We start from the raw sequence: 11,782 nt of genomic DNA, 5'->3' as shown, positions 1-11,782 counted from the left end.
TCGCTCTTTTTATTGGTTTTTTTAGGAGGCGTTTCATTGAGTGAAATTACAGAGACAGTTGAGAATTTAGTAAATCCAATTCTTGCTGAGCATGACTTTTATTTATATGACATTGAATTCGTTAAAGAAAGTAAAAGTTGGTATTTAAGAGTATATATTGATAAGAAAAATGGAATTAATATTGAAGATTGTGCACTTGTATCTGATGAACTAAGTGAAAAACTAGATTCCATTGAACCAGATCCAATCCCACAAGCATATTTTCTTGAAGTTTCCTCTCCAGGAGCAGAAAGACCTCTAAAGAAACCTTCTGATTTTGAAAATGCAATTGGTGAATATATTCATGTTTCTCTTTATGCACCAATTGATGGAAATAAGATTTATGAAGGTACTTTAAAAGAATATAACGACGATGATTTAGTTATTAACATTAATATGAAGGGTCGATTTAAAGATTTATCGATTCCTAAAAAATCTATTGCTAAAGCTAGATTAGCAATTAAATTTTAATTAAGGGAGAAAATTAACATGAGTAAAGAACTCTTAGGCGCTTTAGACGCTTTAGAAAACGATAAAGGAATTGCAAAAGAAACGATTATTGATGCTTTGGAAGCGGCTTTAACTTCTGCTTACAAACGTAACTACAATCAAGCACAAAACGTTGAAGTTTCATTTGATGATAAAAAGGGTAAGGTTCATGTTTACGCCGTAAAACAAGTGGTTGAAGATGTTGTGGATAATCGTTTGGAATGCAGCTTATCTGATGCTCTACAACTTAATCGTGGTTACGAATTAGGTGATGATATTAGATTTGAAGTTACTCCTAAAAACTTTGGTAGAATTGCTGCTCAAACTGCTAAACAAGTTATTATGCAAAGAGTTCGTGAAGCAGAAAGAACTATTGTTTATAATAAATATAGTAAATACCAAGATGAACTAATGACCGGTGAAGTTGAAAGAGAAGATAATCGTTTTGTATATATCGATTTAGGTCAGGTGGAAGCAGTTATGCCTCGTAATGATCAAATGCAAAATGAAGAATATCGTCCTCAAGACCGTATTAAAGTTTATGTTAATAAGGTTGAAGATGCTACTAAGGGTCCTCAAATTTTTGTTAGCCGTACTGCACCTGGATTATTGAAGAGATTGTTTGAAGAAGAAGTTCCTGAGATTTATGATGGAACTGTTGAAATTGTTTCAATTGCTAGAGAAGCCGGTGATCGTGCTAAAGTAGCTGTTCGTTCTACTAATGAGGATATTGACCCTGTTGGTACTACAGTTGGACCTAAAGGACAACGAGTACAGACTATTGTTAATGAACTGGGTGGAGAAAATATGGACATTGTTCAATGGACAGATAATCCTGCTGAATTTATTTCCAATTCTTTAAATCCTTCAGAAGTTGTTGATGTCGTATTCGATGAAGAAAATGAAAATGCATGTACTGTAATTGTACCTGATTATCAATTATCATTGGCTATTGGTAAAAAAGGACAAAATGCTCGTTTAGCAGCTAAATTAACTGGATACAAAATTGATATCAAGTCAGAATCAGAGGTATCTAAAGATCCATCTGATACAATTGATGATTACTCTTCAGATGAAGAATTTTAATTTTAAGGAGTGATAATTCGATGAAACGTAGAAAAATTCCGATGAGAAAAGACATTGTCACCGGAGAAATGGCTCCAAAAAAAGAATTGATAAGAGTTGTAAGAGATAAAGAAGGAAATGTTTCAATTGATGAAACTGGTAAGAAATCCGGTAGAGGTGCTTACGTTTCAATCAATGTAGATGTTGCTAAAAAAGCTAAACAGAATAAAACTTTTAATGAAGTATTTTCTGTTGATCTTGATGACTCATTTTATGATGAATTAATCGAATATGTTGATCATAAACAAGCTAGAAAAGAACTATTTAAAAATGAAAAATAAAGAGAAAATTTTAAATTTCATAGGACTTGCTAAGCGTGCAGGTAAGGTTACAACTGGAGAGGATATTTTATTAAATGCAATTAAAAAAAATAAAATAAAATTTCTATTTATTCCATCTGATGCAGGTAAGGCAAGTTATAAAAAGTTTATGGATAAGTCAAGCTATTATGGTATTCCGGTGAATAATATGTTCGTTAAAAATGACCTAAGTAACGCAATAGGGATGAAGAGAACAATTATTGGAATTTCAGATTCCGGATTTGCCAAACGTTTGAATGAAATGACAAATAATTGTAAAGGAACGTGATGGTATGGGTAAAAAGAGAATTTATGAACTATCAAAAGAAATGAGAGTAGCCAGTAAGAAGATTTTAGATACTGCCAGATCAAAGGGTATGGATGTAAAAAACCATATGTCTACTTTAAGCGATAGTGATGAAAAAGTAATCAGAAATATATTTGGTAAAAATACTAATCATTCTAAAAAGCCTTCAGAAAGACATCACAATAATAATTCAATGAATAACAACTCAAATCAACATCAACAATCTAATAATCATAGTAATGATCATGTAAATAATAACCATAATAATGGTAATCATGCTAATAATCATGTAAACAATAATCACAGTAACAATAATCAAAAATCAAACTTTAATAATAATTTTAAGCAAGGTAAAAAGAACAAGAAAAAATTTAATAAGCGTCATAATCGTCATAACAGATTCGCTGGAATGTATACCAAGAATCAAAGAATTAGACAAAATAATAAGAAAAACAAAGCACCAGAAAGAAAGGAACGTCCATTACCAGAAACATTTGTTTACAATGCTGGAATGAATGCGCAAGAAATTGGTAAGGCTCTTCATAGAGAACCAGCTGAAATTGTTAAAAAATTATTCATGCTAGGGATTATGGTTAACCAAAACGTATCCTTAGATAAAGATACAATTGAACTTTTGGCTGCTGATTATGGTATTAAAGCAGAAGAAAAAGAAGTTGTTAATGTATCAGATCTTGATAAGTTCTTTGAAGAAGAAGAAAATAATAAGGAACATCAAGAAGATCGTGCGCCTGTTGTTACTATTATGGGACACGTTGATCATGGTAAAACTACTTTATTAGATTACTTGAGAAATTCACATATTACTGCTGGTGAAGCAGGAGGAATTACTCAAGCAATTGGTGCTTATCAATTGAAGAAAGATGGTAAAACTATCACTTTCTTAGATACTCCAGGACATGCTGCTTTTACTGCTATGCGTGCTCGTGGTGCTGATATTACTGATATTACAATCTTGGTAGTTGCAGCCGATGATGGTGTTATGCCACAAACAATTGAAGCAATTGATCATGCTAAAGCTGCTAAGACACCAATTATTGTTGCTATTAATAAAATTGATAAGCCAGGTGCAAATCCTAATCATGTGATTGAACAATTAACTGGTCATGGCTTAGTCCCAGAAGACTGGGGTGGTGACACTATCTTCGTTGAAATTTCAGCTAAGATGGGAACTAATGTTGACGAATTAATCGATATGATTTTACTTGAATCAGACGTTATGGAATTAAAAGCTAATCCAGATCAAAATGCTGCTGGTTCTGTAATTGAAGCACGTTTGGATCGTGGACGTGGACCAGTTGCAACATTATTAGTTCAACAAGGAACAATGCATGTTGGAGATCCAATTGTTGTTGGTGATACTTTTGGTCGTGTTAGAACAATGATGAATGAAAAGGGTAAGAACTTAGATAAAGCTACTCCTTCTACTCCAATTGAGGTTACTGGTTTAAATGATGTTCCAGAAGCTGGTGATCGTTTCATTGTCTTTGATGATGAAAAGACTGCTCGTGCAGCTGGTGAAGAAAGAGCCAAAGAAGCTCAAATGGAAGAACGTAAGAAAAATAATAGTGTAACATTAGACAATCTATTCGATTCAATTAAAGAAGGCGAAAAGAAAGAAGTCGATGTTATTATTAAAGCTGATGTTCAAGGTTCAGTTGAAGCCTTAGCATCTAGTTTACAAAAAATTGATGTTGAAGGTGTTAAGGTAAACATTGTTCATAGTTCAGTTGGAGCTATTAATGAAAGTGATGTTGCTTTAGCAGAAGCAAGTAATGCTATTATTTTAGGATTTAATGTACGTGCTACTTCACAAGCTAGAGAACAAGCAGATACTGATAAAGTAGACATTCGTTTACATCAAGTTATTTATGATGCGATTGACGAAGTTGAATCAGCCATGAAGGGTATGTTAGCACCTAAATATAAAGAAGTTGTTACTGGTGAAGTTGAAGTAAGACAACTATATAAAGCATCTAAAGTTGGTACTATTGCCGGTGGTATGGTAACTAGTGGTTATGTTAGAAGTGATAGTAAGATTCGTTTGATTCGTGATAATGTTGTTGTTTATAATGGGGAATTAAACAGTTTGAAACGTTTCAAAGATGATACTAAAGAAGTTAAACAAGGTTTTGAATGTGGACTTACAATTGAAAACTACAATGACATCAAAGAAGGCGATGTTGTAGAAGCCTACAAGATGGAACAAATACCTGTTAAATAAGAGGTGAACTTTAATGGCACAATATAGAGTTGGTAGATTGGAACAAGAAATTCAACGCGAAGTTAACGATATTTTGTTAAAGAGAGTAAGAGATCCTCGTGTTCAAGGAGTTACTATTACTGGTGTAGATGTAACTGGTGATTTGCAACATGCAACAATCTATTACAGTATTTTATCTGATCAAGAAAGTGATGAAGATGAAACACAAAAAGGATTGGATAAGGCAACTTCATTAATAAGAGGTGAGCTGGGTTCTCGTTTGAGTATTTATAGAACACCTGAATTAATTTTTAAATTAGATGGTTCCATTCAATATGGAAGTAAAATTGATCAACTTATTAATAAATTAAAAAATCAGATAGATAAACAAAAAAGGCAGATGTGAATCTGCCTTTTTTGTTTTTTCAATTTATTAGTATAATTTCATTATGATATAATTTTAGTTAATAATTATATTTTAGGAGAAAAAGTATGTTAAATGGAATTGTTCCTTTATTTAAGGAAAAGGGTATGACAAGTTTTGATTGTATTAGGAAGATGCGTGGCATACTAAAAATGAAAAAAATAGGCCATAGCGGTACGCTAGATCCTAATGTTGATGGTGTCTTACCAATATGTATAGGAAAGGGAACTAAGGTTGTCGATTATTTAATGTCATCAGGAAAAGTTTATCGTGGGAGTATAACTTTGGGCTTTTCAACAACCACTGAAGATTTAGATGGCGATGTTGTTGAGCATAAATCTTTGAAAAAACAGTTATCAGATGAAAAAATAAATGAATTGCTAAATAGTTTTGTATCTGATGATTTAATTCAAATTCCACCAATGTATTCAGCTATTAAAGTAAATGGTAAAAGATTGTATGAATATGCTAGAAATAATGAAAAAGTAGAAAGACCAGAGCATCATGTTCAGATTAACTATTTTAAACAAATAAAAGATAGTTTTTATGATAGTAAAAAGCATGAACAAACTATTTATTTTGAAGTTGGTTGTGGTAAAGGAACATATGTTAGAACTTTAGCAGTTGATTTCGGTAAAAAAATAGGAATGCCTGCTGTAATGTCTAATTTAACTAGAATTAAAAGTGGTAACTTTACAATTGATCAAACTGTTAAACTATCTGATGTTGAAGATGCAATGCATAAAGATGATATTGATAGTGTGATGTATTCTATTGATCATGCTTTACTACAATACAAACATGTTGAAATGTCAGATTCACAGTGGAAATTAGTACAAAATGGTGTATGGTTACGTCCCGATGAATTAGATATTAATGATGAAAAATGTGTTCTTACCTATAAAAAAGATATAAAAGCTTTATATTATTTCAGCAAAGACAAACAGGCATTTAAACCAGAAAAAATGTTTAGTAATAAATAGAAAGGATACTTTCTAATGGAAATTATTAAAATTCACCATCCAATAGATAATAATTTTAAAAACAATAATAAATGTGTACTTGCTATGGGATATTTTGATGGTATTCATTTAGGACATCAAAAGGTCATTGAAAAAGCAAAAGAGATTGCTATAAAGAAAAACTTAGATTTAGCAATTCTTACTTATGATCACAAGCCTTCAATTGTATATAAACAAATTAGCAGTCATGAAAGAAGAAGCATAACTCTTAATGATTATAAAATGAAATTATTTAAAAACCTTGGTGTAAAAAAAGTATTCTTAGTAAATTATAGTTTCGATTTTCAAAATCAATCACCAATAGAATTTGTTAATAATTATTTAATAAGATTCAATGTCGACACTGTTGTTGCCGGTGTGGACCATACTTATGGTTCTAAAGATGCTGATATGAAGAACATGATTGGATACTCTGATGGTCGTTTTGATGTCTGTGCGGTTGATTTAAGTAGTTTTAATGATAAAAAAATTAGTTCTACTGCTGTTAGGCATAATCTCGATCAAGGAGATATTAAAACTGTAAATAATCTTTTGGGGCGTCCTTTTAAAACTCTTGGTTTAGTAGTTCATGGATTAGCCAGGGGGAGAGAATTAGGATATCCCACCGCTAATATTGAGCATAGCGAATTTCAATGGCTGCCAAGTATTGGAATTTATGTAGTTAATATAACCATCGGTGATAAAACTTATAATGGAATGGCATCAATTGGAAGAAATGTTACATTTGGAGATAAGAACCCAATTACAGTTGAAATTAATATTTTAGATTTTGATCATAATATTTATGGAGAAAATGTATCTATAGATTGGTTATATCGAATCCGTGGTGAAGTTAAATTTGATGGAGTTGATACCTTGATTAATCAGCTATCGATGGATGAAAAATTCACTAGAGATTTTTTTAATAAAAAACGAGGGTAGTTTTCTTGACTTATATATGATGCTTTGTTAAATTATATATTGTAGTTAGCACTTAGTTAATAAGACTGCTAAGAGTGCTAACTATTAAAGGAGTGATTGATATATGCTCAGTGAAAGGCAAAAAACCGTTTTAGAAGTAATCGTTAGTGATTATACAAAATCTGGTGTACCTGTCGGTTCCAAAGCATTATCGAATCAACTACCCATACATGTCAGTTCAGCTACCGTAAGAAATGATATGGCTTATCTTGAAAAGGTTGGTTTAATTTCCAAAACACATTCTTCTTCTGGAAGAATTCCATCGATTGAAGGATATCGATATTATGTCGATAATTTACTTAATCCTAATCCTATTGATAATAGTGATATTAGAATTATTAAAACAGCATTAGGTGGTCATTTTGGAAAGATAGATGAGATCGTTGAGCAATCTGCTAATATCTTATCGAATTTAACAAATTATACTGCTTTAGCTTTAAAACCTGAGCAGCAAGTAAGCCGTAGATTAAGAAGCTTTCATTTAGTTCCTCTTGGCAATAGACAAGTAATGGCAATTTTAATTACTGATAGTCAAGACGTTATTAATCAAATTTTTCATATTTCTGATGATATTAATGGTGAACAATTAGATGCCGTTGTAAGGTTAATCAATGATAAAATGGTTGGCAAATCTTTATCAGATATTTTAAAATCATTATTGAAAGGTGATTTTACTAAAGAAATTGTTAAGTATATCAATAATCCAAAAGGAATATTGGCTACGCTTAATAATATATTAACCGAAGCTTCTAAAAATCAATTCTATATCGGCGGTGAATTGAATTTGTTAAGTTTTACTGATAATAATGATATCAGTTATCTAAAGCCAATATACTCATTATTGAATGATACTGATGATATTTCTCAATTTATAAATAATTCTGGGAAATCAATTTCAGTGAAAATAGGTCCTGAAATAAGTAATAGTTTATTAAAAGACTATAGTGTTATTACTGGGACTTATGATGTTGGTGAATATGGTAAAGGAGTAGTTGCTGTATTAGGTCCTACTAGAATGCCATATTCAAGAATTATTGGAATAGTAGAAAGCTTCCGAGACGAATTATCAAAGAAACTATTAAACTATTATAATAAATATGATCAGTAAAGGGAGGTATTCACTTGTCAAATAAAGACGAAAAGAAAGACTTAAAGCAATCTGATCCTAAAAAAGATGTATCCAAAAAGGAAGCTAAGGCTGCCAAAAAAGATGCAAAAAAGGAAAAGAAAGATGCTAATCAAGCTAAAATAGAAAAGCTTGAACAAAAAGTGGATGAAGTTTCTGATCAATATTTGAGAGCAGAAGCCGAAATGCAAAATATGCAAACTCGTTTCAAACGTGAACGTGCTGATATTTATAAATATGATGGTCAAAAATTGGCCACAAGTATTTTGCCAGTAGTTGATAACTTAGAACGTGCTTTAAGTACTGAAGTTACTGATGATGCTGGAAAACAACTTAAACAAGGTGTTGAATTAGTTCTTAGTCATATGAATAAGGCTTTGTCTGAAAATGGTATTGAGGAAATTGATGCTGAAGGGCAAAAGTTTGATCCAACACTTTGTCAAGCTGTCCAAACTGTTGATGCAGATGACAATCATCCTGCAGATACAGTTGTAGAAGTTTTACAAAAGGGCTACAAACTAGCTGATCGAGTAATTAGACCAAGCATGGTTGTAGTTGCACAATAATAATAAATAAAAAGGGGAAAGATAATTATGGCAAGTAATAAGATTATCGGAATTGATTTAGGAACAACTAACTCAGCCGTTGCTGTTCTTGAAGGTAAAGAACCAAAAATCATTACAAATCCAGAAGGATCACGTACTACACCATCTGTAGTTGCATTTAAAGATGGCGAAACACAAATTGGTGAAGTTGCAAAGCGTCAAATGATCACTAACCCTAACACTATCTCATCAATTAAGAGTCACATGGGTGAAGAAGGATACACTGTTGATGTTGATGGTAAGAAATATACACCACAACAAATTTCAGCAATGATCTTACAATACATTAAAGGATTCGCCGAAGATTACTTAGGCGATACTGTTAGCGAAGCAGTTATTACTGTTCCTGCTTACTTTAATGATGCTCAAAGACAAGCTACTAAAGATGCTGGTAAAATTGCTGGTTTAGATGTAAAACGTATTATTAATGAACCAACTGCTGCTTCATTAGCTTATGGTCTAGACAAACAAGATAAAGATGAAAAAGTTCTTGTTTATGACCTTGGTGGTGGTACTTTTGATGTTTCCGTTCTTGAATTAGGTGACGGTGTATTCCAAGTTCTATCTACTAATGGTGATACTCACTTAGGTGGGGATGACTTTGATAAGAAGATTATGGATTACTTAGTTGCACAATTTAAAGATGAAAATGGTGTTGACTTATCAAATGATAAGATGGCATTACAACGTTTGAAGGATGCTGCTGAAAAAGCTAAGAAAGACTTATCAGGTGTTTCTGAAACTGAAATTAGCTTGCCATTCATCGCTTCAGGTGAAAACGGTCCACTACATCTACAAACTAAACTAAGCAGATCTAAGTTTAATGAATTAACTTCTGACTTAGTTGATAAGACTAAGAAACCATTTGACGAAGCTCTTAAAGATGCTGGTTTAAGTACATCAGATATTGATGAAGTTATCTTAAATGGTGGTTCAACTCGTATTCCAGCTGTACAAGAAGCTGTTAAGAGCTGGACTGGTAAAGAACCAAACCATTCAATCAACCCTGATGAAGCTGTTGCTTTAGGTGCTGCTGTACAAGGTGGTGTCTTAACCGGTGATGTTAAGGATGTTGTATTATTAGATGTTACCCCATTATCATTAGGTATTGAAACTATGGGTGGAGTATTCACTAAGTTAATTGACAGAAATACTACAATTCCAACTTCAAAATCACAAGTATTCTCAACTGCTGCTGATAATCAACCTGCTGTTGATATTCATGTACTACAAGGTGAACGTCCAATGGCAGCTGATAACAAGACATTGGGTAATTTCCAATTGACTGATATTCCTGCAGCTCCTCGTGGTGTCCCTCAAATCGAAGTTAAATTTGATATTGATAAGAATGGTATTGTTAATGTTTCTGCTAAGGATAAAGGTACTGGTAAGGAACAAAAGATTACCATTAAGGATTCTAATGGTCTATCAGATGACGAAATTAACAAGATGATGGACGAAGCTAAGAAGAATGAAGAAGCCGATAACAAACGTAAGGAAGAAGTAGATCTAAAGAATGAAGTAGATCAACTAATTTTCCAAACTGATAAGACTTTGAAAGAAGTTGACGGTAAGGTTTCTGAAGATGAAATCAAGAAAGCCAAAGATGCAGAAGATGCATTGAAGAAGGCTAAAGAAGATAATAACTTAGACGATATGAAAGCTAAGAAAGACGAATTAAGCAAACAAGTTCAAGAATTAGCTACTAAGTTATATCAACAACAAGCTGCCGATCAACAAGGCCAAGCAAAAGATGGTCAAGCTGATGGTAAAGACTCATCAAAAGAAAATGGCAACGATGGTGACACTGTAAATGGTGATTTCCACGAAGTTCACAATGATGATGACAAAAACAATAAGTAATCATTGATTACTAAATGAAAAGTCAAAGTCTGACTCGTTGGGCTTTGGCTTTTTATTGAATATATAATAATTTTATGGGGGATAAAAATGGCTGAAAAAGATTATTACGGTCTTCTTGGAATATCCAAAGATGCAAGTCAAGATGACATTAAACATGCTTATCGTAAAATGTCAAAAAAATATCATCCCGATATTAATAAGGCTCCAGGTGCTGAAAAAAAGTTTAAAGAGATTAATGAGGCTTATGAAGTTTTAAGTGATCCTCAAAAGCGTCAAAATTATGATCAATTTGGTTCAGCTGATGGACCTGCTGGTGGTGGCTTCGGCGGCGCCGGTGGTTCTGGCGGCGGCTTTGGCGGCTTCGGTGGATTTGGTGGCACCGGAGGCGGTGGCTTTGACGATATCTTTAGTCAATTCTTTGGCGGCGGTGGTCAAAGAGCACGTCGTGATCCAAATGCTCCAAAACCTGGTCGTGATTTACAATACCAAATGTCAATTAAATTTGAAGATGCTATTTTTGGTAAGAAAACTACTATTAAATATAATCGTCAAGCACAATGTAATACTTGTAAGGGATCAGGTGCTAAACCAGGTACCAAACCTGAAACATGTCATAATTGTAGTGGAAGCGGTTATGTAACTTCTGTACAAAATACACCTCTAGGTAGAATGCAAACTCAACATCCTTGTCCTGTATGTAATGGAACTGGTAAGGAAATTAAAGAAAAATGTCCTACTTGTGGTGGCTCTGGTCATAAACAAGAAAGCCATGAAGTAGAAGTTAATATTCCTGCTGGTGTTGATGATGGTCAACAAATGAGATTACAAAATCAAGGTGAAGCTGGTACTAATGGTGGCCCTTATGGTGACTTATTCATTATTTTCCAAGTAAAACCAAGCAAAGATTTTGAACGTCATGGTTATAATTTAGACTATAATCAACCTATATCATTTGTTCAAGCTACATTAGGTAGTGAAATTGATGTTAAGACTGTTTATGGTGACGTTAAACTTAATATTCCTGCTGGAACTCAATCTGGAACAACCTTTAGACTAAGAGGAAAAGGTGTTCAAAGATTAAATAGCAGCAGTAAGGGTGATCAATTAGTTCATGTCAAAATTGATACACCTAAGAGTTTGAATCGTGATCAAAAACAAGCTTTACGAGCTTTTGCTGAAGCTAGTGGCGAAAAAGGTTATAAAAATGGTGGTTTCTTTGAAAAAATGAAAGATGCCATTAATGGTAAAAAATAATAAAAAGAGTTGATGTCATTAGCATCAACTCTTTTTTAATTTGTGCAT

The 11,782-nt window shown here is 32.8% G+C and carries 12 protein-coding genes; all 12 read left to right on the top strand.

The features are described from left to right. The first annotated feature begins 36 nt into the window (after positions 1–36). The 12 genes from rimP (at position 37) to dnaJ (ending at position 11,734) form a co-directional block, all read left to right on the top strand. A complete protein-coding gene (gene rimP / locus C7N41_RS05405) occupies positions 37–510 on the top strand; it encodes a ribosome maturation factor RimP (RefSeq protein ID WP_105964697.1) in 474 nt (157 codons plus the stop codon). An 18-nt stretch (positions 511–528) separates the two neighbouring features. Further along, positions 529–1,614 carry a transcription termination factor NusA gene (gene nusA, locus C7N41_RS05400; RefSeq protein ID WP_105964696.1) on the top strand — a complete coding sequence of 362 codons (1,086 nt, stop codon included), beginning with the start codon at positions 529–531 and terminating at the stop codon, positions 1,612–1,614. Between the two features lie 20 nt (positions 1,615–1,634). Then, entirely contained in the window at positions 1,635–1,934 is a 300-nt protein-coding gene (gene rnpM / locus C7N41_RS05395; protein ID WP_105964695.1) for an RNase P modulator RnpM, read from the top strand. Further along, complete coding sequence (locus C7N41_RS05390; RefSeq protein WP_105964694.1) at positions 1,924–2,241, top strand: L7Ae/L30e/S12e/Gadd45 family ribosomal protein; 318 nt, start codon at positions 1,924–1,926, stop codon at positions 2,239–2,241. The genes rnpM and C7N41_RS05390 overlap by 11 nt, the downstream gene beginning before the upstream one ends. Positions 2,242–2,245: 4 nt before the next feature. Continuing rightward, the gene (infB, locus tag C7N41_RS05385; protein WP_105964693.1) at positions 2,246–4,501 is read left to right on the top strand and encodes a translation initiation factor IF-2; all 2,256 of its coding nucleotides are present in this window, start codon (positions 2,246–2,248) and stop codon (positions 4,499–4,501) included. A gap of 13 nt (positions 4,502–4,514) precedes the next feature. Beyond that, a complete protein-coding gene (rbfA, locus tag C7N41_RS05380; protein WP_105964692.1) occupies positions 4,515–4,886 on the top strand; it encodes a 30S ribosome-binding factor RbfA in 372 nt (123 codons plus the stop codon). An 86-nt stretch (positions 4,887–4,972) separates the two neighbouring features. Next, the gene (gene truB, locus C7N41_RS05375; protein WP_105964691.1) at positions 4,973–5,887 is read left to right on the top strand and encodes a tRNA pseudouridine(55) synthase TruB; all 915 of its coding nucleotides are present in this window, start codon (positions 4,973–4,975) and stop codon (positions 5,885–5,887) included. 15 nt (positions 5,888–5,902) lie between these two features. After that, positions 5,903–6,847 carry a riboflavin biosynthesis protein RibF gene (gene ribF, locus C7N41_RS05370; protein WP_105964690.1) on the top strand — a complete coding sequence of 315 codons (945 nt, stop codon included), beginning with the start codon at positions 5,903–5,905 and terminating at the stop codon, positions 6,845–6,847. Between the two features lie 103 nt (positions 6,848–6,950). After that, positions 6,951–7,994 carry a heat-inducible transcriptional repressor HrcA gene (gene hrcA, locus C7N41_RS05365; protein ID WP_105964689.1) on the top strand — a complete coding sequence of 348 codons (1,044 nt, stop codon included), beginning with the start codon at positions 6,951–6,953 and terminating at the stop codon, positions 7,992–7,994. 14 nt (positions 7,995–8,008) lie between these two features. After that, on the top strand, positions 8,009–8,578 hold the full coding sequence (grpE, locus tag C7N41_RS05360) for a nucleotide exchange factor GrpE (RefSeq protein ID WP_105964688.1): 570 nt from the start codon (positions 8,009–8,011) through the stop codon (positions 8,576–8,578). 27 nt (positions 8,579–8,605) lie between these two features. Then, positions 8,606–10,480 carry a molecular chaperone DnaK gene (gene dnaK / locus C7N41_RS05355; protein WP_105964687.1) on the top strand — a complete coding sequence of 625 codons (1,875 nt, stop codon included), beginning with the start codon at positions 8,606–8,608 and terminating at the stop codon, positions 10,478–10,480. 87 nt (positions 10,481–10,567) lie between these two features. Then, positions 10,568–11,734 carry a molecular chaperone DnaJ gene (dnaJ, locus tag C7N41_RS05350; RefSeq protein WP_105964686.1) on the top strand — a complete coding sequence of 389 codons (1,167 nt, stop codon included), beginning with the start codon at positions 10,568–10,570 and terminating at the stop codon, positions 11,732–11,734. Positions 11,735–11,782: the final 48 nt, after the last annotated feature.

The organism is Apilactobacillus micheneri (assembly GCF_002993975.1).
Taxonomy (GTDB): domain Bacteria; phylum Bacillota; class Bacilli; order Lactobacillales; family Lactobacillaceae; genus Apilactobacillus; species Apilactobacillus micheneri.
This window is presented reverse-complemented; position numbering and strand designations above follow the sequence as displayed.